Raw genomic sequence first — 26,884 nt, forward strand, 5'->3', positions numbered from 1 at the left:
CTGAAGCCGGAAAAATTGATCGTGGGTCCGTTCCGGCAACGGTTCACCGGGCGTTCCCTCTCCTTCTGTACCAACCGCAGCTGGCAGTCGATTCGTCGGAACGATGTGCTTCTCCCCTCGCTAAGACGGAGACCCGCCCGCAAGTGGTCGTGGACGGCTTCAGAAGATTCGGCAGCGTGCTTGCTAGCCACTCCCACTCTGCTTATTTTGCTCTTCGACCGCGCCTCCCATCCATTTACGGAGCAGTTCAAAGGGTTCAGCTTTGCGCTTTGCTCTTGGTGCAACTGCACTATTCCTCTGCCCGGCGGGATCGCCCAAGCGATCATCGAGGCGATGCCGGACAAGCAGCCCTACAGCTCCCACAAAACCTGAGCGGCCCTGCTGTCCATTTAGGGGGAGAGCCGCAAAGCGGCGGAGCATGTAGCTTTGGAGTGACACTCCGCTAGCAACCTAGTAAGTGTGTACCCAACCAGCGAGGCCAGCCAAGGAACCCAACCAGCGAACCCAGCCACAATGGCAAATTCGTGCTGCGCTTGCTGGAGTCGAGTGATGGAGTAGCAACTTGTGTCCCCAGCGGGAGTTCGCGGTAAGTTATGACAGCGAACCTTCTGGAAAATTTCGGCTTTCTAACGGAACTCAGAGCCGCTATTGGTGGGGGTTGCGGGTGCGCCGCCGTCTAACGGAACCAGGAGACCTTATTTGGGGCAAACGAGGCTAAACTTTCGCGAAATGAGCCCAATAAGGTCGCTGGGATCCGTTACAGCGGGAAATCGCCGGGAAATGAGTAAATAAGGTCACTAGGTTCCGTTAGAGCGGCGGAGTGACTCCACCATCAGTAACCTAGCCAGTGCGTGCGAGACCAACCAGTGGACCATTCAGCGAATCCAATCAGCGAATCCAATCAGCGAATCCAACCAGCGAATCCAGCCTGGGAATCCAGCCGTCAATGGTAAGTTCGTGTTGCGCTTGCTGTAGGCGAGTGGTGAAGTAGCAAATGTGGTTCCAGCGGGAGTACGCGGTAAGTTATGACGTCGAACCTTCTCGCTAACTTCGGCCTTCTAACGGAACTCAGAGCCGCTATTGGTGGGGTTTGCGGGTGCGCCGCCGTCTAACGGAACCAGGAGACCTTATCTGGGGCAAACGAGGCTAAATCATTGCGAAATGAGCCCAATAAGGTCGCTGGGATCCGTTACAGCGGGAAATCGCCGGGAAATGAGTAAATAAGGTCACTAGGTTCCGTTAGAGCGGCGGAGTGACCCTTCATCAGTAACCTGGCCAGTGCGTGCGAGACCAACCTTTGGACCCAATCAGCAGTACCCAACCAGCGAATCCAGCCTGGGAATCCAGCCGTCAATGGTAAGTTCGTGTTGCGCTTGCTGTAGGCGAGTGGTGAAGTAGCAAATGTGGTTCCAGCGGGAGTACGCGGTAAGTTATGACGTCGAACCTTCTCGCTAATTTCGGCTTTCTAACGGAACTCAGAGCCGCTATTGGTGGGGTTTGCGGGTGCGCCGCCGTCTAACGGAACCAGGAGACCTTATTTGGGGCAAACGAGGCTAAACTTTCGTGAAATGAGCCCAATAAGGTCGCTGGGATCCGTTACAGCGGGAAATCGCCGGGAAATGAGCAAATAAGGTCACTAGGTTCCGTTAGAGCGGCGGAGTGACTCCACCATCAGTAACCTAGCCAGTGCGTGCGAGACCAACCTTTGGACCCAATCAGCGAACCCAATCAGCAGTACCCAATCAGCAGAACCCAACCAGTCAACCCAGCCAGCGAATCCAGCCATCAATGGTAAGTTCGTGCTGCGCTAGCTGTAGGCGAGTGGTGAAGTAGCAAATGTGTCCCCAGCGGGAGTACGCGGTAAGTTATGACGTCGAACCTTCTCGCAAATTTCGGCCTTCTAACGGAACTCAGAGCCGCTATTGGTGGGGGGTGCGGGTGCGCCGCCGTCTAGCGGAAACAGGAGACCTTATTTGGGGCAAACGAGGCTAAACTTTCGTGAAATGAGCCCAATAAGGTCGCTGGGATTCGTTACAGCGGGAAATCGCCGGGAAATGAGCAAATAAGGTCACTAGGTTCCGCTAAAGAGTTCAGGCTACGAATAGTGAGTCCAAGCTCAAATAGTGAGTCCAAGCTCAAATAGCAAGTTCAAGCTCGAATAGTGAGTTCAAGCTCGAATAGTGAGTTCAAGCTCAAATACTAGGCCCAAGCTTGAAGCCTGCCGGAACCATCGCTCCGGCTCCGTGGCGCCTATTCCTTTGAGCAGGCCCTCCTTGCTCGGATCGAAGGGCTGTCCTATCCGCCACCTCGGCGAACCGGCTGACATACAAAAACCCGCTGCCACGAATCCGTGACAACGGGTTTCTTTTTCATAACAACCGGCTATGCGCTTACCGATAACCCCAGATCATCGTCAGCAAGGTGCCGAACACGGTAACCAGCCCGACGAACAACGCATACACGAGGTTGGCATACAACGCGCCTTTGCTGCGGTTCTCGCCGATGTGCATGAACATGAACAGCTGAACCGACATCTGGATTGCCGCGCAGACCAGCAGGATCGTCATGCCGACGCCGAACGACATATCCCAGAAAACCACCGACAGCGCTACGGCAGAAAGGATCAGTGAGAACACATATCCCATGACGTGCTGAATCGGGAACAGTTTTTTCATGTCACATCAGTCCTTTCAAGTATACAAAGCTGAAGATGAAGATCCAGACCACGTCGAGGAAGTGCCAGTACAGCGAGAAAATAAACGATTTGTTCGCTGTATCATGCGTGAATCCTTCGCGTTTCACCTGAATCATCAGCCCGCTGCCCCACAGCAAACCAAGCGTTACGTGGGCACCGTGTGTCCCAAGCAGGACGAACAAGCTCGACAAGAAGGCGCTCGTTTGCATCGTCGCCCCTTCATGCACATAGGTGACGAACTCGGTAATTTCGATGCCGAGGAACCCAAGGCCCAGCAGCAGCGTGATGGCGAAGAAGACCATAAACGGTTTCTTCAACCCCAGACGCATGCTGTGGACGGCCAGACCGCAGGTGAAGCTGCTGGTCAACAGCAGGAACGTTTCGCCCAGAACCGGTCCGATTTCGAAGATCTCCGCGCCGCTTGGCCCGTTCCCCGTCCGGTTCCACAAGGTCAGATAAACCGAGAACAGCGTGGCGAAGAGCACGATTTCTGCGCCCAGGAACAGCCAGAACCCCAGAACCCGGTTGCTGTTCTCTTCCGTTTGATATTCCAGAGGCAATGTGTGATCTACCTTCATGCGTGTTCACCCCGCAATCCCGCATCTGCATCCATCCGATTGGCCAAAGCCTTCTCGGTTTTGATAATTTCATTGACCGGAATGTGCCGGCCGTGGTCGCGTTCGAACGAACGTACCGCCAGCATAACAAGAATCCCCAGGCCGGCGATTATCGCCGGTACCCACCAACTGAAGACCATGAAGAATCCGAAGAACATGAAAATCATGCCCAGTATAAACGGTTGACCGCTGTTGTTCGGCATATGAATCTCTTCGATTTTGTCCGTGAACAACGGTTTGCCGCTTTTCTTCGCTTCCCAGAACGGATCCAGCGAATCCACCTTCGGCACGACCGCGAAGTTATATTCCGGAACCGGAGAATGCGTGCTCCATTCCAGCGTACGCGCATTCCAAGGGTCGCCGGTTTTATCCCGCTCCGCATAGCGGAAGCTCCAGTAAATGTTGTACACCAGAACGATAAACCCGATGGCGAGTCCCACCGCCCCGATCGAAGCGATCAAGTTCAGCGGACCAAAGCCCGTGCTTTCCGAATAGGTGTACATCCGCCGGGTCATCCCTTTCAAACCCAGGAAGAACAGCGGCAAGAACGTAACATTAAAGCTGATCGCGATAATCCAGAAAGCCAGTTTGCCCTGGCGCTCATTGAGCCGGAAGCCAAACAGTTTCGGGAACCAATAGTAGAACCCGGCGATGACCGCGAAGACCGTCCCCGGAATCAGGACATAGTGGAAGTGAGCGACCAGGAACATCGTATTATGATATTGATAGTCGGCACTCGCCATAGCCAGCATGACCCCGGTTACCCCGCCGATCGTAAAGATCGGAATAAAAGCGAGGGAGTACAGCATCGGCGTCGTAAACTCGATGCGCCCTTTATGCAGCGTAAACAGCCAGTTGAATATTTTGACCCCGGTCGGAACGGCAATCGCCATCGTGGTAACCGAGAAGATCCCGTTGACCATCACGCCGTGTCCCATCGTATAGAAGTGATGCGCCCATACGACGAACGACAGCAGGGAAATGACGACCATACTCCAGACCATGGATTTATAGCCGTACAGGTTTTTGCGTGAGAAAGTCGAAATGATTTCACTGTAAATCCCGAAGGCCGGCAAAATCACGATGTAAACCTCCGGATGGCCCCATACCCAGAACAGGTTAGCCCAGAGCATATCCATCCCGCCGTTGGCCATCGTAAAGAACTGCGTGCCGAACAACCGGTCGAACATCATCAGCGCCAGCGCCACGGTTAATACCGGGAACGCGAACAGAATAATGACGTTGGTGATCAGCACCGACCAGGTAAACATCGGCATTTTCATCAGCTTCATGCCCGGCGCACGCATTTTCAGAATGGTCACCAGGAAGTTGACCGACGTCATCAGCGTCCCGATCCCCGCGATCTGGATCGCAATCGAGTAATAGTTGTTGCCCACCGTCGGGCTGAACTCGATGCTAGCCAGCGGGAAATACGCCGTCCATCCGGCATCCGGGGAGCCCCCGATGACGAAGGAGATGTTAAACAGCATAGCTCCGGCGAAGAACAGCCAGAAGCTGACGGCGTTCAGCCGCGGAAATGCGACGTCGCGCGCGCCGATCTGCAGCGGAATGACTACGTTCATCAAACCGATGATAAACGGCATCGCCATAAACAGGATCATAATGACCCCGTGCGTTGTAAAAATCTCGTTATAGTGCTGCGCGTCCAGCAGTCCATTCTCCGGTACCGCCAACTGAGCCCGCATGAGCAGCGCATCCACGCCGCCGCGGAAGAGCATCAGCAGCGCCGCGATAATATACATGATGCCGATTCGCTTGTGGTCAACGGTCGTTAACCATTCGCGCCACAGCCAGCCCCATTTTTTAAAATAGGTTAGTCCGATGACGATCGCCAGCGACACAACTACGATGCTGACCATCGCGCCGTAGATCATCGGCTCCCCCGTGACGAAAAATTCGTCCCATTTCATGTCAGGTACTCCCTTCCCGTTGATTAGTTATGCATCTCGTGTTCGCTAGTTTCCGTCATGTCCATATTGGAATGATCCATCGTGGATGGATCCATTTCAGAGTGATCCATTTCAGAATTATTCATTTCAGAATGGTCCATCTCTTCCGTTCCGCTCTCTCCGCCATGGTTATGACCGGCATTCTCCCCTTCCGGTGCAGGCCGGAAAGCCAGGTGGGTCGAAGTATACGTTTGGCGGCCGACAAAAGCCGTCTCCAGCAATTTGTCGAAATCCGCCTCCGTCAGTTCAGGTGCCGTGTCCTTCACTTCTTGGACCCATTTGTCATATTCGGACGGTGACATCGCCAGCGCTTCGAATTCCATATGCGCAAAACCTTCACCCGAGAAGTTGGAGTTCTTGCCCATGTACGAGCCCTCATGCTCGGCAACGATGTTGAGCTTATTGACCATATCGCTCATCGCATATTTCTGACCTGCCAACTGCGGGACCCAGAAGCTCGTAATCGGACCAAACGAATACAGCCGGAATTCAATCGGACGATTTGTCGGGAAGTTTACATAGTTCACGGTCTCAATGCCTTCCTCCGGATAGCTGAAATGCCATTTCCAGTTGGAGGAGGAGGCGTAAATCACAAGTGGCTTTTGGTCCTCGTAGCCTTCAGGCACCTTCTCCACGGCCGACGTACTGCGTACGGTCACGACCGACAGCACCGCCACAATGATGACCGGAATCGTAATCCAGGTGATTTCCAGCCATTTGCTGCCTTCCACATGCGGCGGTTCATAATCCGGAGCCGCTTTGGAGGCGCGATATTTCGTCAACATGTAAATGTACAGCGTGTAAACGACCAATAAAATGACGGCCATCGTTAAAATGGAAAAAATGATGACTTGCGATTGGGTCTTGGCCACCGGACCTTTCGGATTCAACACCGTCAACTGGTTACATCCGGTCAGGAGGACAAGAAGGGCTGAAAATAAAGCGAGCAGCAACCCTTTCCTTTTCATAGGATACCGATACCCCTTTCTTCATTGTGAACGCCATCTTTCGTGCATAGGGATGGCTTCGTTCGATCAGCTACTTTTATGTTAGGAAAGGGGCGATTGAATAACAATTCATAGAGATTGTTATATATGTTAAATTATTACATCTAATATTGTGATTTTTGTCCTATGCAACACAGTCAATGTTGATTAGCGGCGATTTCAGGTCAAAATCCGGCGAATTCGGCGATTTTGATAATTGTTCACAATGCGGCTCTCGCCTATCATAGTTCGCAGAATTGTCATATAAAATCCTCTTTTTGTGATTTTGTTCACAACTTTATTAGTTATTGTTTATTTCAAGATCTTCTCACTCCTTTTTGCACCACTGGTAATTGCGAAATTTTTATGACATTTGAGAAAAGGCAAAAAAACAAGAGGTTGTCCCAACGAAGCAAACTTTGCCTGCCTCGGGACAACCTCTTCATCTTATTTATATGAGCGTAGGATTACATTACGGCAACTTACAGCAGCTCTTTCCGCAATTGCTCCGGCGATTTTGGCGACAGCAAACCAAACGGAATATCAAAGACCGTCTTCGCTCCGAACTGGCCGGCTTGCGACAGCTTGTAGGCCGCACGAGCGTAAGCGACCAGCACGCTGGCTGTAAATTCCGGATTGCTGTCCAGCTTCAATTTGAACTCGATCAGCTGCGTACTGTTCTCGCCGGTCCGACCGCTGCGGAGCACCATACCACCATGCGGCATCGTAGAGTGATTCGCTTTCAACTCTTCTTCGCGGATAAAATGCACCGTCGTATCGTAGTCCGAGAAATAGTTCGGCATCGTCTTGATCTCTTGCTCAATCTTCGCCAGATCTGCGCCTTCCTCCGCAACCACGAAGCATTCACGCAGGTGTTTCTCGCGCGTGGACAACTCTGGATTTTCGCCTTGCCGCACCCGCTCGACCGCCGCTTCTACCGGAATCGTATACTGAACGCCGTTCTTCACGCCCGCCACGCGGCGAATAGCGTCGGAGTGCCCTTGGCTGACGCCTTTTCCCCAGAACGTGTAATCTTTCCCTTCCGGCAATACCGACTCGGCCAGCAGCCGATTCAGCGAAAACAAGCCGGGATCCCATCCCGTCGAGATGATGCTGACTGTTCCTGCTTTCTCGGCAACCTCGTTCACCTTCGCGAAGTATTCCGGAATTTTCGCATGCGTATCAAAGCTATCGACCGTATTGAACATCGCGGCAAGCTGCGGTCCTTGCTCCGGCAGATCCGTAGCCGACCCGCCGCACAGAAGCAGTACGTCGATGTCTCCCTTATATTTTTCAATCTCTGAGATGTGAACCACGCCGCTTGCCGACGCCACCTCATCCGGTTGTCTGCGTGAGAAAATTGCTTTCAGTTGGAAATCAGGGTTTTGCTTCAAGGCCATCTCCACGCCGCGCCCCAGATTCCCGTATCCTACGATGCCTACTTTTATCGTTGCCACTTGATATCCTCCTTCAACATGGTCAAACTCGTCTCAACCTATGGACTGACTAAGCTCCATTGTAATTTACCCTCATCACTTTTTAAATAGTTAACATGTAAAGTTAGTGTTTTAGTTTAAAAATTATGCGCTTTTGTGCAAATCAAACTGTAGTTTTATGCAAATCATAGTGTTTCGATACTTCACAAATCAGACACAAATAATCGAGATTGGGGTACGATATAGCCCATTCTAGTCATACCCGCCCCTATTTAATCATTGTAAAATGGTAACCATTGTGAGGTAGTTCATAGACTAATTGGAATTGGGGCTGAACCGAATTGAAATTGCTGCGATCCAAGTGGGCTTTATTCGCGGCGGTATGCGCCGTTCTTCTAGTTCTGACTCCTGCATCCGCTTTCGCCCATGCTTATGTTGTCGCTTCGAATCCAGCGGCGAATGAAGTGTTGGCCGCTTCCCCTGTTGAATTTGTGATTGAATTTAACGAGCCCGTTGAGGCCGGCTTCCATAAGATTGCCGTCATCGGGCCCAACGGGGATGACGTGGCGGACGGGGAAACCAGCATCGACCCGGATAGACCCTCCCGATTGACCGTCGCCTTGCAGTCAAACTTACCGGACGGGCTGTACACGGCAAAATGGAACATTGTATCCGGGGACGGACATGCCATCTCTGGAACAATCCCGTTCCAGATCGGACAGAGCGCGGCCAACAGCGGCCTCCCGGTCCATCCGACGCCGGATGGTGGCAGCTCCTTCCCGGACTGGAGTCTGCTGCTGGTCCGCTGGCTGTTCTATGGCGGAATGGCGGGCTATCTCGGAGCGGTCGTATTTCACGGCTGGCTTCTTCCCCGCCCGGATAACGGCTGGTCGAGCCGTCTGAAGCGGCGCAGCCGAAGCGTGTGGCTTGCCGGATTTATCGCCGTCTCCTTCGGCATTCTGCTTAGTTTGCCGCAACAAACGGCGAGCGATGCTGGCGGAGGATGGAGAGAAGCGTTCGACCCCGGCCTTTGGCGGCAAACGTTAGTGTATACGACCTTCGGGGGGATTTGGAAGATTCAGCTCCTGCTGCTGGGCGGTTGGCTCTTGTCGACGTTGTTTCTTCTCCGCGCCAGCCGGTTAACCCGCCCACGTCTGCTGCCGCTGATCGGTGCGATGCTCTTTGGACTGGGCCTGCTGCTCTCCAAAGCCTTTATCGGACATGCCGCGACCGCCGAACCGCAAGGTTTCGCCGTTACTGCGGATTTTCTGCACCTGGCCGCATCATTGATCTGGCTCGGCGGCGTTGGCGCTATAGCGTTCTTGCTGCCGGCAGCGGCAGCTCCGCAGTCCGCTGAAGACAGGACTCGACCGAGCGAGCCGCCGCACAAGCAGCTGTATTGGCATACCGTCCGGCGTTTCTCGATGCTCGCCTTCTTCATGGTGGCCATCCTGCTGGGAACCGGCGTCTATAGCAGCCTGCTGCATGTTCCGACGCTGTATTCGCTTACGCATACGACATACGGACGCGTACTGCTGGCGAAAATTGCCTTGACCCTGATCTGCCTGCTGCTCGGTGGATGGTCCTTCCTGCGCGGACGTCGGGCTGGGAAGCCGTTGAACGCCGGAGTATGGACCGAATTCGGAGCCGGCCTGGTCGTGCTGGTACTCGCCGCTATCCTGGCGAATTTGCCGACCGCTTCGGCCTTGCCCGGCCCTGCTGCATTGACACAACAATTGGATGACGGAACAAAGGTAACGATTCACATCACTCCAAACGCCGTGGGCGCTAACATCTTTCAAGTCAACGTACAAGGGACGGACGGACAACCCCGCAGCGATGTGGAGCAAGTGACGCTTACGCTAACCTCGAAGGAAATGGATATGGGTACTACGGAAATCGTCTTCCCCGGCAGTTCACCGCCGGAGGTTCGCGAGCTGATCACGATGGGCGGCCGTTGGAACGTTCGTGTCCATATTTTGACGAAATCGCTGGATAGTTACGACTATGATGCCGAGCTGGCGGTAGGAAGTCCATAAAGGGAACAGACCCATAATAAAGGAGATTATAGCCATGTTCAAAACAACTCGTTCTCTCGGAAACCGGTTTTGGCGTTACGCCGCCGGCTCCGCAATGGTTTGGATTCTCACATTCACCTTGTTCACCGGAATGGCCAGCGCACACGTTACCGTGATGCCAAGCCAGTCCACCCCGGGCGCCTGGGAAACCTACATTCTGAAGGTGCCCGTCGAGAAGGAGATCAACACCGTAAAAGTCGCATTAAAAATCCCGGAAGGCCTCGCCTTCAAACAGTACCGTCCGGTGCCGGAATGGAACGTGGAGTTGACAACGGCCGATAACGGGGCGGTCACTGCCGTGACCTGGACCACTGAAGGTGACGGGATCGGAGCTGGCGAGTTCCAGCAATTTGAGTTTGTCGCACAGAACCCCGGCGAGGACACGGAACTGGCTTGGGACGCCTTCCAGTATTACAGCGACGGCAGCGTGGTGGAATGGACCGGAGCGGAAGGCGCCGATCGGCCGCATTCCCTGACGGTCATAAGCGCTGCGGAGAACGCCGGGCAGATCGATGGACAGACCGACGGGGCACAAGCCGGGCATGATCACGACAGCGCAAATACGTCTGCAACAGCCGACACAGCGGAAGCCAACGTTCCAGACGCCGAAACCTCCGCTTCCCCAAGCGGCAATTCCCCAGCGGGGACTGCGGCCATCGTGCTTTCGGCTTGCGCCTTGCTCGTCTCGCTCATCGCCTTAGGGCTGGCACTGCGCGCCAGACGCAAGTCGGCGTAATTCAAAAAGCAGCGGTTCTCCCGGACGCTTCGATGCGTTCAGAGATCCCGCTGCTTTTTTTGCATAGCTGAAGCTAATATCGATTCATCTCGTGCTGACAGGCGCCTGGTCGAACGGATCACGATCTACCCGCTGCCGTTCCCGGGGAATGGCGAACAGGCAGCCCAGTGCGAGCAGCATCCCGATCGACGCGCTGATGAACAACGCCGGGTAGCCAAATACGTCGATCAGCCAACCGAGCAGCGGCGGCGACGTAATCGCAGCCAGGGACGATACGAAATAGTAAATCCCCGTGCGTGTCCCGATGCTCTCCTCCCGCCCGGTGGCAACCACCCACGGGTAGGAGTTGATGTTGATGCAGGCCCAGAAGACGCCCCCCACGATCAACAGCACCCGCAGCCACAAGACGGAATCGACGAAGATCATTGCGCCGAATACGATAAACAGTCCGGCAACCCCGGTTGAAATGATTGCTTTTTTTCCATAACGGGCTCCCAGCCAGCCGCTTGGCAACGCAAACAGCAAAAATGCCAGCGAGAAAAACGTCAATGAGAACGAAGCTTCGGCATCGCTCATCCCGACCTGCTTGGTGCCATACAACGTAAACAACGCTTCAACGCCTTGATAGGCCACGAACCAGAAGTAAATCGCCGCTAATATCAACACCGTCGTCTTATCCAATTGGTCTTTGATCCGGATTTGCGGCTTCGGCTGCTGCCCCGCTGCAGCGGTACCAATCAAGCCCTGCTCCAGAGCGACGGGTTCGCGGATGACCGCCTTGAGCACCAGCAGGCAAATCAGCATGACGACCCCGGCAAACAGAAACGGCATATACGAACCGATCCCGTAGAGCTGTGAACCGATGCCAAAAGCCAGCACCGAGCCGATCCCGCCCATGAAGTTAATGACGCCGTTCGCTTTGGTGCGCTGCGGTTCCGGTGTGATGTCGGGCATGAGCGCGACCGTTGGCGCCCGGAACAAGCTCATCGCCAAATTCATTAATACCATAAACAATACCAGAGTCACGAATCCGGTATGCCACGGAATCAGCGTTGCAAACACCGCGCCCAGCGGCATGCCGATGAGCAGGTAAGGCATCCGGCGGCCGTACCGGGTATTCGTTTTATCACTGCGATGTCCAATCCATGGCTGCAAAATAATGGCGAAGTAATTATCGATCGTCATCATGAACCCGATCATGGCGGCGCTTTTTAAATAGTCGTCCAAAAACAGCGGAACAAACGCATTATACAGCGCCCAGGTCAAGCTAATGCTGAAAAAACCCAGTCCCAGCAGCCATGTTTTTTTCATCCGCTCACACTCCTGGTTTGGCCAGCAGTTCTGCCAAGCGGTCGGGGTAATCGGTAATAATACCGGCTACGCCTGCAGCGATCAGCATCTGCATCAGCCTCGGATCGTTTACGGTAAACGGATGGTAAACCACTCCGTTGGCTTTGGCGAGTGCTACCAGCTCCGGCGTCAGCGCGTATTGGTAAGCATGAAGCGCCTCCGCGCCAACTCGTTTCGCGTAATCCCACGGCTCGTACAAGCCTTCCATATACAGAATGCCGGTACGGATGTCCGGAGCTAATTTTTTGCATTCCACCAGGGAGTAGTGGTTAAAGCTGGAGATGATGATCCGTTCGCTTAAGTCATAGCGGCGCACCGCATCCAACACCTTCTGCTCGATGCCGGGGTACAACACGACGCCGGTCTTTAGCTCCAGATTCACGATCGTGTCCGTGCCGCGTACCAGGTCCAGCAATTCCTCCAGCGTCGGGATGCGTTCGCCCGCGAAGTCTTCATGGAACCAGGAGCCCGCCTCCTGCTGCTTGATTTCGGCCAGCGTCAAATCCTTTACCCACTCCGGCGTTCCAGCCGTCCGCTGCAGCGTCTCGTCGTGAATGAGAACCAGCTGCCCGTCGCGCGTCATCTGCACGTCCGTCTCGATGCCGGTCGCCCCTAACTCCAGAGCTTTGGCAAAAGCCAGCATCGTGTTCTCCGGGTAATGCCCCGCCGCCCCGCGATGCGCAAAATTGATAATATCGCTCAAAAGGATCATCCTCCTAGGGATTTATTTAAAAATAATATTATCCATCCCTTCACTATAATCCTGCATTGTTAGAGTTGTATAAAAGGCCAAGTCGAAGTAAGGCTATGTCTCCCTCCGAAAACTCAGAATAATTTCGCGCAATCAATGGTGCTTCACGGCTCTTTACACGATTATCCCTTTCGTTCAGAAACGGGGGCTCGACATGTGGTTACCGGAGAGTTGGGCGTGCTAAATTTATTTTAAGATAAGACGGTGTTTGCTGGTATTTTCTGCTTGCCAAGGGAACATATGTTTGATATAATAAGAAAAAAAGCGAACATACGTTCTTATTTTATTGTCCTGGGGGGGATGAATGTGGATTTAAGCGCGAACATGGATCTACCTCCTCTTAGCAGCCGTTTTCGCAGTGAGGCGGACTGCATAGAGATGTTAATCGCCAAGAAGTGGCCGAACGGCTTCGTCTGTCCGCGTTGCGCTAATACCGCGTGTACCCGTCTGTCTTCCCGTCGTCTTCCATTATTCGAATGCGGAAGATGCGCCTATCAAGCCTCCCCTTTGGTGGGCACCATTTTTGAAAGAACCCATCTGCCCTTGTTGAAGTGGTTTCAAGCCCTGGAACTGTTCCTGCTTCCCGACGGCATCTCGGCGTTGCGTCTGAGTCAGGTGATCCGGGTCACTTACAAGACCGCATGGTTGATGCTGCACAAGATCCGCCATACCCTCGGGGAAACCGATGCCAGGGAGCTTTTGAGCGGAGACGTGAGGGTGAGCAGCGATCAATACGGGGTGGATCCTCTGCGGTCTCACCCTTATGCCACAGCGGTCGTAGCCGGATGCACGGTAACGGAGACTGGCGAGCCGGAGCGGGTTAAGATTCATGTGGTTTCGCAAAAGAGAGGAGACGGAATACGGGCAGGCCGGCTCGAACTCGACACGTTTGTAAAAAGGAATATAGACGTCCACAGCTCAACCATGCAGCCATTCCCGTTGACCTTTCGGCTGTATTTGCCCTTATGGAGAGAAGTCAGAGCGGCTTGGAAATCTCTCAAGGGAACTTATGTCGCCTTGGGCTTGAAGCATTTACAGGCGTATTTGAACGAATACACCGTACGCCGTCACTTGCGCATGTCCGGTTCCGAAGAGACGATGCGCGAGGAATTGCTGCACAGATGTGTGGCTATTCCGGCGATCTCTTACCGTCAACTGATCGCACGCCACCAGAGCCCGCCCCTTGCAGTTGCGGCATAATCGAAAATGCTCCCTTCTCCTGCATTTCTCAAGTGTTTCGTTATCTTGACGCATCCGCGATTTGTGCTTCTTCTTCACTACCTGATGGAACGGGATAATCATCAAAAGAGGCTGATACCCAGGTGTCCTCCTCCCCAAAATAAAAAAACGTGCCGCTGCAAATGCAGCCGCACGTCGTTCGCAGGTTGGTCTTGATGCCGTTCACGAGCGAAACTCCATAGTCTATCTTCGTCCCAGTCAGGAACGGTTCACTGCCACCGGTTCAGCTTTTCGCAGCTCGGCATTCAGCGTCGCGGCGTCGCGTACCGCACGGGCGTCCTGCAACACCTCACCCGGCTTGCTGGCCTTCCCGATCACATACCCGGCAAACGGCAGGCCGACGAAATCAAACGTGTACTGCAGCTGCTGAATGAGCGGCAGCGCCTTGATCCGCGGGTTGTCGCCGCCGACCACGATAGCATACGCGGTTTTGGCCGCCATCCGCTCCTTGAAATTGAAGCGGACGTCGCGAAGGCTTTGCGACCAGCGATCGATGAAATTTTTCATTAAACCGGACGGCCCGTACCAATACACCGGCGTGGCAAAGATCAAAATATCATGCTCCAGCACCTGCAGGATCAGATCGTCGTAATCGTCGTCCACCGGATCAAAGCCGCCTTCGTCATGCCGTTGATCGTGAATCGGCTTGATCTCTTTCTCGCGCAAAACGATATTCGTATAGGGGATCCCCTCTAATACCAGCCGCGTCAGCTCCTCCGTGTTCCCTCCATTTCTTGCACTTCCCTGAATAACTGCGATGCGCATTCCCTGCACTCCCTTTCTGAGGTCTCAAGCGAAACTTTTCCGAAATTACGCCTACTTATGTTATACGACAGGCACCCCATTTTATGCCAATCAAAAAAAGTTTATGGCGTTTTTCCGCGAAACGTGCAGAGGGTTGTCTACGAATACAAAGAATTTGCCAATTCCAGCAATAAGCGCTTACATAAGCATGAAATCAAGCTTTTTCTCATTCAACCCGCCCGGAGCTGTCCGGAGTTCAAGTCCCTGCCCCGACTTCCAGACGAGGAGCCGACCCGACCAAGGTCCAGTTCACAAACCGTCCCCAGCCCGTTATGTCCCGCTGCGATTCCCGGTAAAATGAAGACATGAACAGCGAAGAATCCTTCGTTAAATTGAAACTTTGCCCCCATGAATCCAGAACTTGAAAATACATGAAAGTGAGCGTGGTTAATGATGAGAAAACTATATCGTTCGGCAACGGATAAGCAATTAAGCGGCCTGTGCGGGGGGATTGCCCAGTGGCTTGGCGTAGACTCCACGGTGGTGCGGTTGATCGCCGTCATCGCGGTATTTTTCAGCTTCGGGTCGGTCGTCGCCTTGTACCTGATCGCGAGCCTGATCGTGCCGAAGGAGCCGATTGGCAGCTACAGCTACGATGATCCGTTTTCCCCGTTTTGATCGGTAAACCTATCGCAAACCCAATTGAACTCAAAGGAGAGATTTTAAATGAGCAGCGTATTTGACCGCATTGCCAATCTGGCGAAGGCTTCGATTCACGAGGTATTAAACAAACTGGAAGACCCGGTGTTGATGACCGGCCAATACTTGCGCAACCTGGAGGACGACATCGCCGCCGCGGAGAAAATGATCAAGGAGCAGCAGATGACCGCCACTGTCCAAGAGCGGAAAAGCGCCGACATCGCCCATCTTGCCAAACAAAGTGAAATTCGGGCATTAACCGCCCTGGAGCAAGGTGATGAGGTGACCGCGCGCCATGCCGCCGCAGAGAAAATCCGTTACGAGGAACAAGCGCAGCAGCACGCCAAAGAAGCGCAGGAAGCTCGCGATCGCGTAGCGGAACTGGAAATTCGCCTCGCGGAAGGGAAAGCGGAGTTTGCCCGCTTGAAAGAGAAACGGAATGAACTGGCAGCCCGTGCCCGCAAGGCCCAGGTGAAAGCCGAGGCCGAGCGGCCGAACTTCAGCCGCGGCATCGAAAGCGGCGCAGCCGCGCGAGGGTTCGAGCGGATGGAGGAGAAGATTCTAAGCTGGGAAGCACAGCAGGAAGTCTCGACCAGTTACGGGAGAACGTCCGGCATCGCAGATGCGGGCGGAACCCAATCCACCGCCGTCAACGAAGAACTGGAACGCTTGAAGGAGCAATTGTCGAACCGGCATGCCTGAGCCGTTGATATAGCGAAACCGCCCGATGAATCCCATCGGGCGGTTTTGGTTTAGGCCATCGCAGCGCCCAGCTTCTTTACTTTCTCCAACCATTTCAAACGCGTCGATTCCAGAGAGGACGAAACCATGTGAAACTCCGTAATGCGTACCGTCTTGATGCCGCAATATCCCAAGATATTGCTTCTCATCACCCGGTGCCCCGCCCGTTTATAGAACCAGCGGTTATACCAGGACGGCGTATCCATGGTCACGATCAGATGGGCGGTTTTCCCCTTGAGGAGTTTATCCCAAAGCAAAGAGTTCGGTTGATGTTGGTAGGCGAACCCGGGCAAGAAGACGCGGTCGATAAACCCCTTCAGAACCGCCGGCATCGTCCCCCACCACGTCGGATACACCAGAACCAGATGGTCCGCCCAACGAATCATCTCCTGCGCTTCCCTGAGCTCCTCCTCCAGCTCCGTTCTTTGGCGATACCCGTATTTTAAATTCGGATCGAAAACGATTTGGCTTAGGTCGATTTCCCGTACCTTTGCACCGGCCTGGGATGCCGCGGCATTCCGGTACGCCTCCGCCAAAGCGGCGCAAAAAGCCTCGGGGTCGGGGTGGCCGTTGATGACTAAAATATTCATGGCGATCTCCTCCTTAAATTTAAAGCTTCCGGTGTTCTCAACTTGCGAAGAATGGGATCTTTAGCATAAGGCGAACATCCAGGCGGCGAAATGATCCATCGTGTAAAAATATTGCGGATCAGTGACATTGCCTATTTTACTGCATTATCCGAACCAGCGCCTTCCACAATGCCTTCAAGAAATGGACGGGATTCACTCCGGGACAATATCGGGCGAGAGAGCTAAGAACGGTATAGATGCAAAAAAATCCCGGCAAGAACGTCCTCTTGCCGGGATCTTTGTAGGAGATCGTTTATTTGCCGTCCTTGCCGGCTTTGAACACTTCGCTGATGGCGCCGAGGCTCCCCAGCGTTTCGATCGCATTGGACGGGATAAACACCTTGTTCGCCGGTCCCTTGGCTACTTCTTTCAAAGCCTCGAAAGACTGGTATGCCAAGACGGCTTCGTTCAAGGCAGCGTCGCGCAGCATTTCGATCCGCGCTTTTTCAGCGGCGGCAACCGACTCGATCGCCTTCGCTTCCCCGAGCGCCTCAAGCTCCTGGGCTTGACGGAAGCCTTCGGCTTCACGAATCCGTGCTTCCTTATCGCCCTCCGCCTTCAGAATCTTACTTTGCTTATCCCCTTCCGCACGCAAAATCATATCCTGCTTGGCGGCTTCGGCCTCGAGCACGATCGCCCGTTTGTTCCGCTCGGCCTTCATTTGTTTGTCCATCGCTTCCTGAATATCTACCGGCGGGCGAATGTCGAGCACTTCCACCCGTTCGATCCGTACGCCCCATTTCTCCGTTGCTTCATCCAGCGCGGTCCGGATATCCGTTGAGATCTTCTCCCGACCGGACAACGTTTCGTCCAGCTCCATCTTACCGATGATCTGACGCAGCGTGGCCGTTGTAATGTTCCGCACCCCGTAGACAAAATCGGAAATGCCATAAGTCGCTTGCTCTGGATTCACTACCTGATAGAAAATGATCGTGTCAATCTGGACCTGAACATTATCCTTGGTAATGACGGTTTGCGGAGGCACATTGGTCTGCTGAATCCGCAAATCATGATACGTCCGCACCTGGTCGATAACCGGGATCAGCACGTTAAGGCCCGGCGTCAGCAAGCGGTTGAATTTACCGAGCCGTTCGACGACCCCCACCCGTTGCTGCGGTACGATTTTGACCGTCAGCGAGATAAAGACGACGACAACGACAACAATGACCGCAATAATTGCCCATTGCATTAAGAAATTTCCTCCCATCGTTCTACTTCGATAATTGTACTGCTTCGCTCCAGCACCCGAACCTTCTCGTCCCTGCCGATCGGGACGGTCGCCGTAGCGCTCCACGAATCTCCCCCAACCTTCACGATGCCGTATTGCCCGGGTTCAATCGGTTCCACAACGATGCCTTGCTTCCCTACCAGTTCGGTACCGATATCCTTAAATCCTTTTGCTGCACGAAATTTTCTGGAGAGCGGTTTCGTAAATACCGTCAGGACCAAAGCGACCAGACAGCCCGCAACAACCTGCCAGAAATAAGCTTCGGGGGCCACCAAAGCCACGGCTGCCGCCACCAGCGAACCGATGCAGAGCCATAGCAGGTAAAAAGTCATCGTCATCATCTCAAGCACTAATAAGATTCCGGCGACGATGAGCCAAATTGCCCACATTTCCATCCCCCTGTTGCACCACCTTTCAGCATTATAATTATTTATACGGTGAACATATCAAAAAGTATCAAGGAATGATATGGTTTTGCAAAAAAAGCACCCCAGCGTGTACAGCTGGAATGCTTGGGTTAACCCAAAGAAGCCTTGGGATTGGCTAAGTTATCGGTGGAAAGTCACCAGCCGGAACACCGCCGCCTGGCTGTCCATCGCTTCCTCGTTCCCATACTCGAAGGACTGGACAACATACAACCGCTCGTCATGCTGCAGGGCTGCCGCGAAGTTTTTGACTTCCGCCAGCGTCCCCCTGAGGGTAAGCCGAAGGGACGTCGCGGTGAACCCGGCCGAGCTGAAATCCGCTTCCATCAGCAGACCGGGATTTCCCGCCCCGGATAAGGAGCCGCCCATGGGAGCCTGGCTGGCGAGCGGGCTGTCTTGGCCGCTCGCCGGGCTTTCGACAGAAGACGAGGGAGCGGAGTCGCCCGCTAGCCGAGCCTCGACAGCCGCCGCTTGGCCGCCGAGCCCCGGTACCGCGAAGACCACTTCCTGGATCCGTACGCCGGAGGACTTAGCCGCTTGCTCGAGGTCCAGCAAGATCCCTTCCCGGTCAGGTTCACCCGGTACCGCCGCCTCCCGTTTGGCGTTGTCGGCCGAGGCCCCCTCTGCCGCCAAATCCGCCCTTTTGGCATCCAGGATCGTCTGGGTCTTTTGCAGAAACAGCCGTTTCTCTTCGTGGTCGGCTTCTAGGTTCACGGATGTCTCCACCGCTGGCCGATAACCCAAGAAATAAAATGCTCCCGCCGCCAGCATGACCAACGCGGCCACCATCATCCAGCGGGCTCCGGCCGATCCGGACGAATGTTCCGTCTTCATTCTCCGTCACCTGCCTGTTCCGTCGTTCCTGTCCCTGGCAACAATTCGAATGTACCGATATATCCCCGCCCCGGCAGTTGCTTCACCGATTGAATCAACTCGCCGCCAAGCTCCGATTGCTCGCGGAGTGCAGACGAATAAGCGCTGGCTTGACTTAAGCTGGTGAACTCGCAGGTCCACGCCAAGCCGGCTTCGCCAAACCGAACGGTCTCCAGCTTACTGCCGGCGGGCAGCGGGGCCTCCAGGGTGCCGACCAGCGTCCGAAGATCCGGCCGCTGCTCGCTCAGTTTGTCGATCAGCTCAATTCCCGCAGCCCCGAATCCGGAGGCCCCCAAGCTTTGCAATTCGCTTTGCAGCTCGGCTTGCTGCCGTTCGGTCTCGGCGATGGAGATTTTCAAGGCTGCCGCCTCTTCCCGCGCCCCCCAATACTCGTAGCCAAGGTAGCCGCCGAGGCCAAGCCCGGCAAGCAGCAGCAGGATCGGGAGAATCACGGCGGCCGAGGCCGGACGCGGTTTGGGAGGGAGCAAGTTGATGTCGATCATCGGAGGTCCGCTCCCTTCATGGCTAACCCCAGGGCAATAGCATAGCTGCCTTGGTCCGCCATTTCATGTCCGGCAAAATACGGTGACAGATCCACCTCGGACACGCTCACTTGGTCAAAAGCCGCCGTTAACTGCCGGGCGATCTCCGGCTTGTCCGGCGCCGCGCCGGCGATCACGATGCTCTGCACCCGTTCATTGCCTTCATGCAGCGTGTATTCGTAGAAATTCATCATCCGGGTCACTGAGGAGACGATCTCCCCATACCGCCACGTATTCAGCTTGTCCCCGGTCATCGGCTCCAGGGGAAATGTCCGTACGAAGTCGGGCAGCCCGTGATGATACGTGTAGATCTCAGCTTCTTTGGCCTTGAAGTTGATCGCCATCACATTGCCGGACTCGCCAAGCAGGCGCTGCTGCCGAAGAATTCGCGAGAGCGCGATCGCGGCCAAATCGACCGCTTCCAGACGAAGTCCGGCCTGTTCCAGCGACGACACCAGCTCCTGAATCACCGGACGCGGTACAGCCGCGACGAAGGTCAACAAGGCTTCCTCCTGCTCGCGGTCCTCCATCCAATGATAATCGATCACCGGGTCCTCGAACGGCAGGCGGATGCTGCCCTCGATCTCCAGCTCGGTTACGCGGCGCTGCTGTCTGCGCTTGACCTTAGGAACGGAGAGCAAGCGGATAAAAGACTGGGAGGTGGGGGCCGCCAAACGGACCTTCTTGCCCGCAAGCCCCCGGCGGTTCACCCAGCGCTTCACCATGTCGGTGAACCCGCTGACATCGGGGACGCCGTCTTCGTTCAACTCAGCATCGACCGGCAGCAAGCCGGCGCGTTCCACGATCCCCTGTTTGGAGTTGTATTTGACGTAACGGATGCCGTCCTCATCGATCGTAATCCCGATGTGGGCCGGCCGCCGGTTCAGTAATGAGGAAGGACGTTTTGCAGATACCAATGGATGATCTCCTTTCCATACATGTAAACCACAAGGGTGCCGATTGCCAAAAAGGGACCAAACGCCAGCGTCTGGCCGCGGCTTCTGCGGCCCCGCGCCAACTGGAACAGGCCGGCGGCGGCGCCGGCTGTACTGGCCAGGAACAAGGCTAGGAGCACGCCGGGGAAGCCGACGACCCAGCCGAAGACGGTCAGCAGCTTCACGTCGCCCATCCCCATCCCCTTCCCGGAGGTGAGGAGGGCGATCAGCAGCAGCAGACCGCCGCCGCCAAGCGCGCCCAGCGCTTGGCTCCACAGCGGTACGCCGCCCGCCAGCGGGGCGGCGACGAGCAGCACGGCGCCGAACCCCAGCACGGCGCCGTTGGGGATGATGTGCGCGGTCCAGTCCGTGACCGCGCACATCACGGCCAGGGCGGTCAGCAGCAGGCCGACCGCCCATGCGCCTGATGCACCGAACCGCAGGTGCATCAGCGCGAACAGCGCCGCCGTCGCGAGGGCGGCGGCGAGGTCTCCGGCCCGGCGCANGTGAACGTTATGGTTTCACTGCCGATAATCAGTGTCACTATGGCTTCAGTCGTATTCACCTTGTCCAGATTTACAGAGGTATTGTCACTTAAGGTTGTTCCGGTTTTCGGATCCGTTAGGCCTTTAGGCATGTAATTGTCGTCCACCAAGTTTTTGAGCGTATGCGTCCCTTTAATCTCCCCATTATTCTTCGCAATCGATCTCAATCTTGCCGCCTCGTACAGCTGGTTCGCCGTTGCGGATCTCGCATTCACTTTCGTATCATTCAGCAATCCCGTAATCATCGGCACCGCGATCGCGGCGATAACGCCGATAATGACAATAACGGCCAGCAGTTCGACTAGCGTAATCCCCTTCTCTTCCTTCCGCAAACGTTGAATCCGTTCGATGAGTGCTGTCATGATAATGAACCTCCTAAAATAGTAATTCGTTTGAATCTAAACTCGGTTCAACTGATGTTTCGATATAAACTGAGCATCGGGATCATCACCGAAGCGATAATGAACCCCACTACACCGGCTAGCAACAGGATCAATACCGGCTCGATCAGTTGCTTGAGCTTGTCCACAGTGTTCTCCACGTCACGTTCGTAGAAATCGGCGACCTTGGCCAGCATCGCATCGATCGAACCGGTCTCCTCGCCAACCCGGATCATCTGGGTCACCAGCGGCGGAAACACCCACGATTGGCGCAGCGGCTCGGACAACGGCCGTCCTTGGCGCAGCGACGTCTGACATTCCCGCAGCGTGGCCCCGATCACTCGGTTGCCGACCGCCTTCTCCACGATGGCCAAGGCCTGCAGCACCGGCACCGCACTGGCGAACAGCGAGGATAACGTCCGAGTCAATTGGGCGATCGCGCTTTTCCGATTCAGAATCCCAAATACGGGGGCCTTAAGCTTGAAGTAGTCCCAGGCATACGCCCCGCGCTCCCACCTCAGGAGCAGATACACCGCAGCAAACGCCGCCGTGGCGATCAACAGCCATATGATCCAATGCTGCTCCAAGCTGCGGCTTAGCGAAAGCGTAAACTTCGTGATCGCGGGCAAATCCCCTCCGAGTTGAGTGAACATAACCTGAAACCGCGGGATCATAAATTTTAGCAAAAAGATAATGACAAACACGGCCATCACGCTGACGATGAGCGGATACGTCATTGCGGACTTTACTTTTTCCCGGGTGACATGCGCTTTTTCAAAATATACTGCCAACCGCTCCAGCGTCTCCTCCATGCTGCCCGCCTCTTCCCCCGCGCGGATCATGTGCACGAAGATCGCCGGAAAAATCCGCGGGTAAGCCGCAATCGCACCGGAAAACGTATGGCCCTTGCGCAGCTCCGCCGTCACTTCAGCCAGCGTCTTCTTCAGCGGCTTGCTTTCGGATTGCTCCGCCAGGATGGCGGTCGCCTCAACGATCGAAATGCCCGCCTGGATCATCGTGGCAAATTGCCGGCAAAACACGACGAATTGCTCATTTTTGACCGGACTGCCCAGATAAAATTCTTTGTTCCATATCGTCTCGCGCTTCTCGCGCAGACCGGTTGCAACGATTTGTTGCCTCTTGAGTTCGGCAAGCGCGGCGGATCGGTCCGGGGCTTGCAAAGCCCCTTTGCGTTGTTTCCCCACCCTGTCCCTGCCTTGATACACATATTGGGGCATTTAAGCATCTGTCCTTCCGCTTCTCACGTCTGTCTCCGCCCTCAACCTATCCGAGAGGGCTTTCCGTCAAATACGGCCGGGCCGAAGCTTCATGAACTACGCCCTGCCGCAGCAGCTCGCGCAAGCTCATTTCCAGCGTGTGCATCCCAAGCTGGAAGTTCGTTTGCATCACGCTTTTGATCTGATGAACTTTCTCCGAACGGATCAGGTTGCCCACCGCCGGCGGATTCAGCAGCAACTCCGTTGCACACACCCGTCCTTTCCCGCTGCGAGACGGCAGCAGCCGCTGGGACAAGATCGCCAGCAGCACCGAGGCCAACTGAATCCGGATCTGCCCCTGCTGGGCCGGCGGAAAAGCGTCGATGATTCGATCGATCGTCTGCGGCGCATCGGCGGTATGTAAAGTAGCGAAGACGAGATGGCCGGTTTCGGCCGCCGTAATCGCCGTTCGAATCGTTTCGGGATCGCGCATCTCGCCAACCAGAATAATGTCCGGGTCTTGGCGAAGCGCCGCCCGGAGGCCGTTATCAAAGGATAACGTATCGAGTCCCACTTCCCGCTGATTGATGATCGACTTGTCGTGGCGGTGCAGATATTCGATCGGGTCCTCCAATGTAACGATATGCTTGCGCTCCGTATGGTTGATGTGATCGATTAGCGATGCCAGGGTCGTCGACTTCCCGCTGCCGGTCGGGCCGGTGACGAGAAATAAACCTTGCGGCTTCTGGGCCAGCTTCAACAACACGGGCGGCAGATGGAGCGTCTCGAACGCCGGGACCGAAGGCGAAATGACCCGTGCTGCGATGCTGATCGACCCCCGCTGCCGAAAGACGTTGATACGGAACCTGGAGATTCCCGGTACACCATATGAGAAATCCAGTTCTCCCTGCTCCGTGAATTTCTGATACTGGGCCGGGCTCATCAGCTCTTGTACGATCCGCTCCAGCGAAGACGGCGACAACAGCTCCTCGCCCAGCGCCTGAAGCGTACCGTCGATGCGCAGCACCGGCGGCGAATTCACCGTCACATGCAAATCGGATGCGCCGGCGTCAAAGGCCTGTTTCAGCAATCCGTTAAACGTCTCGTCCGTTACGGTATAATCCTGATTCATCATCGCTCTTCCTCTTCCACTTCGCGGATCATTTCCTGCAGGGTGGTTCGCCCCTCCAGCACCTTCTGAATTCCGTCCGCGAACAGCGTCGTCATCCCTTGAGCCTTCGCCATTTGGCGCAGCTCATGAACGGAGGCGCCCTCCACAATTGCCGACCGCAAATCGTCGCTGATCAGCAGGGCTTCATGCACCGCCATCCGGCCGCGGTAGCCTGATTTGCCGCAGGTGCCGCAGCCGGTGCCTCGGTACAGCTTGTCCGTATGGAAACCAAGCCGCTCCAGATAGATGGTTTCCTGACTTTCCGGCGGATAGGCGGTTTTACAGTCCGGGCAGATGCAGCGCACCAATCGCTGGGCCACAATCCCGATCAGCGATGAAGCGATCAGATACGGTTCGATACCCATATCGCGCAGGCGAACGACGGTACTCACCGCATCATTAGTATGTAAGGTTGAAAAAACAAGGTGGCCGGTTAAGGAGGCGCGAATCGCGATTTCCGCCGTCTCCAGGTCGCGGATTTCCCCCACCATGATAATGTTAGGGTCCTGCCGCAGAATGGAGCGCAGCCCTCTGGCAAACGTCAAGCCCGCCGCCGGATGAACCTGCATTTGGTTCACGCCGTCCAGCATATATTCCACCGGATCCTCGATCGTAATAATATTCGTATCTTCGCGGTTCAAATGCTGCAATGCCGAATACAGGGTTGTCGTCTTCCCGCTCCCCGTCGGCCCGGTCAGCAGCACCATGCCATGCTGCTTCTCGATCATGCTGCGGAACAGGGTTAACGTCGCCTCCGTCATGCCCAGCTTGTCCAAGCCCTTCACGCCCTCAGTGAGGTCGAGCAGCCGCATGACGATCTTCTCCCCATGCACCGTAGGCAAGGAGGACAACCGGATATCAATGGGCTTGCCGTCCACAACCAGCTTGATGCGGCCGTCCTGCGGCAGCCGCCGTTCCGCGATGTTCAAGTTGCCCATAATTTTCAGCCTAGCGATGATGACGCCTTGCATCGACTTCGGAACGGTCCGTTCGCTGCGAAGCAGCCCGTCCATTCGGTAGCGGATCGCCAGTTGCGTCTCCATCGGATCAACGTGGATGTCGCTGGCACCGAGCCGCACCGCCTGCTCGATCATCTGCTGCACCAGCCGAACCACGGGGGAATCTTCGCCCAGGATCACCGAATCTTCGACATCGATTTGAGCGTTGCCGGTCCCAAGATCTTTGATCATCTCGTTCATGGAGTCCTGCAGCCCATAGAGGCGCGCCATCCCCCGCTGCAGCTCGCCCCTCGAAATAATCGCGGGTTCGATCGTGAAGCCGGTGCTCATTCGAAGATCATCGATGACGAATAAATCCAAAGGATCGGCCATCGCGACCATAAGCTTCCGCCCGTCTACACGAATCGGGAGCACTTGATAACGCTTGGCCATCTGCTCTGGGATGACCTGGCTTAACTTCGCATCGATTTGATACCTGGATAATGTGACATGAGGAATACCAAGCTGAAATTCCAACACCTCGATGAGCTGGTGCTCCGTCAAGACGCCTTGCGCCAACAGCACGTCGCCGAGTTTCTTTCTGGTGCGCTGCTGATCCTCCAAAGCGGCCTGCAACTGCTGATCCGTGATGATTCCGGATTCCAGCAGAAGTTCGCCCAACCTTTTTTTGATCGTGTACATGGTTCACCTCATCCCTGTTGGATTTATTATGAAATTGAAATATTCATGAGCTGAAGTCTTTCGAACCAATTATAGTTCCAGAGGCCTAATCTATCAAACCGGAATAAAACGAGGAAAAATTAAACAGTAGTAATTTAATACTGATTATATACCTTTCGCCAAAACGATGCTATCATTTTTATAGTAAAATATACCTAGATTACAAAGCTCGACAGGACTCTCCATCGTTAAACAAGACTCAACATTTTACTGCCGTTTGAAAGCGAGTGGGTGGTCATGAAATCTAATTTATGTCAAAAAAGGCGGCTCCTTCGCCAGACGTTCGCGCAAGAAGAAGGCCTGACGCTTCTTGAAGTGGCCCTGGCTCTGGTCATTCTCTCTATTGTCAGCTTATATTTTCTCTCCTACTTTTCGAACAGCGCTTCGCACAGCAAGCTTACGAATCAGCGTCTCTCCGCGACCCATTTGGCCAACGCTCGGCTGCATGAGGTTCAGTCTATGAAATTCTCAGAGCTGCAGGCCCTGGCCAGCCGGCCTCCGGGAGCGCTGCCCGATACAACCCGTGGGATCTATCTGATAAAAGCCGAGGTCAGCGATCACAGCCCTGCCTATGCTGCCCACCCCGACATCCTGTACATTACCGTAACGGCGTACTGGCAGCCCGACCCGTCCCAGGGAGCCGGCAAGTATAGACATAAGGTCTCGATCACCGGCGCGGTGAAGAAAAACTACGCCACCGCCGGAGGAGGGAGTTTACCATGAGAGAACTTATCCGGCGGCTTCGCCGAGAAGACGGAATAACCCTGGTGGAGCTGCTGGCCGCCTTGGCTCTCTCCGGTCTGCTGATCGTGTTGGTGTCGACGGTGCTGACCACCTCTCTGTTCGCTTTTGGACGGGTTAACGACGAGACGCAGCTTCGGAATGAGGCGATTACGCTAAGCTCCGCACTCCAAGCCAAGCTGAGAAACGCCGTGACCGTCACAAGCTCCGGCAGCCGCTTTACTCAATTTCAGGCGGAGGTGGTCACCGATGCACTCTCGGAGACTTCCCGGACGATTCGCGTCCAGCTTGACGGGGGGCGGCTTCTCCTCAATGGCGTCCGTCTCAGCGAGGACACGCTGGATTTAACCGGTACGACCTTTTCCAAGGGACCGAACGATCTGCAGGTAAACCTGCAAGTGGCGCTGAGGAATAGGCCGGAGGTGGAGCCGATCTATTTGTTCGTTTCGATTAAACTGATCTCGTGAGGAGTGTAGG

Annotated in this window: 28 protein-coding genes and 1 pseudogene; 9 read left to right on the forward strand and 20 right to left on the reverse strand. The window is 55.0% G+C overall.

Going from position 1 to position 26,884, the window contains the following annotated elements:
- Positions 1-21 precede the first annotated feature (21 nt).
- Positions 22-372 carry a hypothetical protein gene (locus BN3795_RS25400; RefSeq protein WP_198524608.1) on the forward strand — a complete coding sequence of 117 codons (351 nt, stop codon included), beginning with the start codon at positions 22-24 and terminating at the stop codon, positions 370-372.
- Between the two features lie 2,018 nt (positions 373-2,390).
- On the opposite strand, the gene qoxD is transcribed toward BN3795_RS25400, so the two are convergent.
- The 5 genes from qoxD to BN3795_RS01125 all read right to left on the reverse strand — a co-directional run bounded on the left by qoxD (position 2,391) and on the right by BN3795_RS01125 (position 7,725).
- Positions 2,391-2,675, reverse strand: coding sequence for a cytochrome aa3 quinol oxidase subunit IV (qoxD, locus tag BN3795_RS01105; protein ID WP_068782903.1), 285 nt, complete (start codon positions 2,673-2,675; stop codon positions 2,391-2,393).
- 1 nt (position 2,676) lies between these two features.
- Positions 2,677-3,273, reverse strand: coding sequence for a cytochrome aa3 quinol oxidase subunit III (gene qoxC / locus BN3795_RS01110; protein ID WP_068782904.1), 597 nt, complete (start codon positions 3,271-3,273; stop codon positions 2,677-2,679).
- Positions 3,270-5,243 carry a cytochrome aa3 quinol oxidase subunit I gene (gene qoxB / locus BN3795_RS01115; RefSeq protein WP_068782905.1) on the reverse strand — a complete coding sequence of 658 codons (1,974 nt, stop codon included), beginning with the start codon at positions 5,241-5,243 and terminating at the stop codon, positions 3,270-3,272. Before qoxB ends, qoxC begins: the two co-directional genes overlap by 4 nt.
- 23 nt (positions 5,244-5,266) lie before the next feature.
- Complete coding sequence (gene qoxA, locus BN3795_RS01120) at positions 5,267-6,250, reverse strand: cytochrome aa3 quinol oxidase subunit II (protein WP_068782906.1); 984 nt, start codon at positions 6,248-6,250, stop codon at positions 5,267-5,269.
- 500 nt (positions 6,251-6,750) lie between these two features.
- Entirely contained in the window at positions 6,751-7,725 is a 975-nt protein-coding gene (locus BN3795_RS01125) for a diaminopimelate dehydrogenase (RefSeq protein ID WP_068782907.1), read from the reverse strand.
- A 320-nt stretch (positions 7,726-8,045) separates the two neighbouring features.
- On the opposite strand from BN3795_RS01125, the gene BN3795_RS01130 reads away from it, so the two are divergent.
- Together BN3795_RS01130 and BN3795_RS01135 are read left to right on the forward strand one after the other, a co-directional pair.
- Positions 8,046-9,743, forward strand: coding sequence for a copper resistance CopC/CopD family protein (locus BN3795_RS01130; RefSeq protein ID WP_068782908.1), 1,698 nt, complete (start codon positions 8,046-8,048; stop codon positions 9,741-9,743).
- Positions 9,744-9,777: 34 nt separating this feature from the next.
- Positions 9,778-10,518 (forward strand): YcnI family copper-binding membrane protein, encoded by a 741-nt coding sequence (locus BN3795_RS01135; protein ID WP_068782909.1) that lies wholly within the window; start codon positions 9,778-9,780, stop codon positions 10,516-10,518.
- A gap of 84 nt (positions 10,519-10,602) precedes the next feature.
- On the opposite strand, the gene BN3795_RS01140 is transcribed toward BN3795_RS01135, so the two are convergent.
- Both BN3795_RS01140 and BN3795_RS01145 read right to left on the reverse strand, forming a co-directional pair.
- Positions 10,603-11,829: an SLC45 family MFS transporter gene (locus BN3795_RS01140; protein ID WP_068782910.1), complete on the reverse strand. Its 1,227-nt coding sequence runs from the start codon at positions 11,827-11,829 to the stop codon at positions 10,603-10,605.
- Positions 11,830-11,833: 4 nt separating this feature from the next.
- A complete protein-coding gene (locus BN3795_RS01145; protein ID WP_068782911.1) occupies positions 11,834-12,571 on the reverse strand; it encodes a glycerophosphodiester phosphodiesterase in 738 nt (245 codons plus the stop codon).
- A gap of 354 nt (positions 12,572-12,925) precedes the next feature.
- On the opposite strand from BN3795_RS01145, the gene BN3795_RS01150 reads away from it, so the two are divergent.
- A complete protein-coding gene (locus tag BN3795_RS01150; RefSeq protein ID WP_110944934.1) occupies positions 12,926-13,819 on the forward strand; it encodes a transposase in 894 nt (297 codons plus the stop codon).
- A gap of 40 nt (positions 13,820-13,859) precedes the next feature.
- Here the strand turns inward: BN3795_RS01150 and BN3795_RS25405 are convergent, their stop codons facing one another.
- A complete protein-coding gene (locus BN3795_RS25405) occupies positions 13,860-14,024 on the reverse strand; it encodes a hypothetical protein (RefSeq protein WP_198524610.1) in 165 nt (54 codons plus the stop codon).
- 32 nt (positions 14,025-14,056) lie between these two features.
- A complete protein-coding gene (locus BN3795_RS01155) occupies positions 14,057-14,623 on the reverse strand; it encodes a flavodoxin family protein (RefSeq protein WP_068782913.1) in 567 nt (188 codons plus the stop codon).
- 429 nt (positions 14,624-15,052) lie between these two features.
- Between BN3795_RS01155 and BN3795_RS01160 the strand changes: the two genes are divergently transcribed.
- Positions 15,053-15,280 carry a PspC domain-containing protein gene (locus BN3795_RS01160; RefSeq protein ID WP_332835579.1) on the forward strand — a complete coding sequence of 76 codons (228 nt, stop codon included), beginning with the start codon at positions 15,053-15,055 and terminating at the stop codon, positions 15,278-15,280.
- 48 nt (positions 15,281-15,328) lie between these two features.
- On the forward strand, positions 15,329-16,003 hold the full coding sequence (locus tag BN3795_RS01165) for a PspA/IM30 family protein (protein WP_068782914.1): 675 nt from the start codon (positions 15,329-15,331) through the stop codon (positions 16,001-16,003).
- A 50-nt stretch (positions 16,004-16,053) separates the two neighbouring features.
- On the opposite strand, the gene BN3795_RS01170 is transcribed toward BN3795_RS01165, so the two are convergent.
- A complete protein-coding gene (locus BN3795_RS01170; protein WP_068782915.1) occupies positions 16,054-16,632 on the reverse strand; it encodes an NAD(P)H-dependent oxidoreductase in 579 nt (192 codons plus the stop codon).
- Positions 16,633-16,749: 117 nt separating this feature from the next.
- On the opposite strand from BN3795_RS01170, the pseudogene BN3795_RS26200 reads away from it, so the two are divergent.
- Positions 16,750-16,868, forward strand: a pseudogene (locus BN3795_RS26200) (AraC family transcriptional regulator); the annotation flags it as partial.
- A gap of 56 nt (positions 16,869-16,924) precedes the next feature.
- Here the strand turns inward: BN3795_RS26200 and BN3795_RS01175 are convergent.
- The 10 genes from BN3795_RS01175 to BN3795_RS01220 form a co-directional block, all read right to left on the reverse strand.
- Positions 16,925-17,860, reverse strand: coding sequence for an SPFH domain-containing protein (locus BN3795_RS01175; RefSeq protein WP_059042285.1), 936 nt, complete (start codon positions 17,858-17,860; stop codon positions 16,925-16,927).
- Complete coding sequence (locus BN3795_RS01180; protein ID WP_059042283.1) at positions 17,860-18,294, reverse strand: NfeD family protein; 435 nt, start codon at positions 18,292-18,294, stop codon at positions 17,860-17,862. The genes BN3795_RS01175 and BN3795_RS01180 overlap by 1 nt, the downstream gene beginning before the upstream one ends.
- A gap of 153 nt (positions 18,295-18,447) precedes the next feature.
- Positions 18,448-19,158, reverse strand: coding sequence for a hypothetical protein (locus BN3795_RS01185; RefSeq protein ID WP_068782916.1), 711 nt, complete (start codon positions 19,156-19,158; stop codon positions 18,448-18,450).
- Positions 19,155-19,700 (reverse strand): hypothetical protein, encoded by a 546-nt coding sequence (locus tag BN3795_RS01190; RefSeq protein WP_068782917.1) that lies wholly within the window; start codon positions 19,698-19,700, stop codon positions 19,155-19,157. Before BN3795_RS01190 ends, BN3795_RS01185 begins: the two co-directional genes overlap by 4 nt.
- Entirely contained in the window at positions 19,697-20,656 is a 960-nt protein-coding gene (pilM, locus tag BN3795_RS01195; protein WP_068782918.1) for a type IV pilus biogenesis protein PilM, read from the reverse strand. Before pilM ends, BN3795_RS01190 begins: the two co-directional genes overlap by 4 nt.
- Positions 20,623-21,123: a prepilin peptidase gene (locus BN3795_RS01200; RefSeq protein WP_068782919.1), complete on the reverse strand. Its 501-nt coding sequence runs from the start codon at positions 21,121-21,123 to the stop codon at positions 20,623-20,625. The genes pilM and BN3795_RS01200 overlap by 34 nt, the downstream gene beginning before the upstream one ends.
- Positions 21,123-21,581 carry a prepilin-type N-terminal cleavage/methylation domain-containing protein gene (locus BN3795_RS26125; RefSeq protein WP_068782920.1) on the reverse strand — a complete coding sequence of 153 codons (459 nt, stop codon included), beginning with the start codon at positions 21,579-21,581 and terminating at the stop codon, positions 21,123-21,125. The genes BN3795_RS01200 and BN3795_RS26125 overlap by 1 nt, the downstream gene beginning before the upstream one ends.
- Positions 21,582-21,628: 47 nt before the next feature.
- Positions 21,629-22,804, reverse strand: a complete 1,176-nt coding sequence (locus tag BN3795_RS01210; protein WP_232729815.1) for a type II secretion system F family protein — start codon at positions 22,802-22,804, stop codon at positions 21,629-21,631.
- A gap of 79 nt (positions 22,805-22,883) precedes the next feature.
- Positions 22,884-23,948: a type IV pilus twitching motility protein PilT gene (locus BN3795_RS01215; RefSeq protein WP_068782972.1), complete on the reverse strand. Its 1,065-nt coding sequence runs from the start codon at positions 23,946-23,948 to the stop codon at positions 22,884-22,886.
- The gene (locus BN3795_RS01220) at positions 23,948-25,627 is read right to left on the reverse strand and encodes a GspE/PulE family protein (RefSeq protein WP_068782922.1); all 1,680 of its coding nucleotides are present in this window, start codon (positions 25,625-25,627) and stop codon (positions 23,948-23,950) included. The genes BN3795_RS01215 and BN3795_RS01220 overlap by 1 nt, the downstream gene beginning before the upstream one ends.
- A gap of 276 nt (positions 25,628-25,903) precedes the next feature.
- On the opposite strand from BN3795_RS01220, the gene BN3795_RS01225 reads away from it, so the two are divergent.
- Positions 25,904-26,389: a type IV pilus modification PilV family protein gene (locus BN3795_RS01225; RefSeq protein WP_068782923.1), complete on the forward strand. Its 486-nt coding sequence runs from the start codon at positions 25,904-25,906 to the stop codon at positions 26,387-26,389.
- Complete coding sequence (locus BN3795_RS01230) at positions 26,386-26,874, forward strand: prepilin-type N-terminal cleavage/methylation domain-containing protein (RefSeq protein ID WP_068782924.1); 489 nt, start codon at positions 26,386-26,388, stop codon at positions 26,872-26,874. The genes BN3795_RS01225 and BN3795_RS01230 overlap by 4 nt, the downstream gene beginning before the upstream one ends.
- The last annotated feature ends 10 nt before the right edge of the window (positions 26,875-26,884 follow it).

This window comes from Paenibacillus phocaeensis (genome assembly GCF_900021165.1).
Taxonomy (GTDB): domain Bacteria; phylum Bacillota; class Bacilli; order Paenibacillales; family Paenibacillaceae; genus Fontibacillus; species Fontibacillus phocaensis.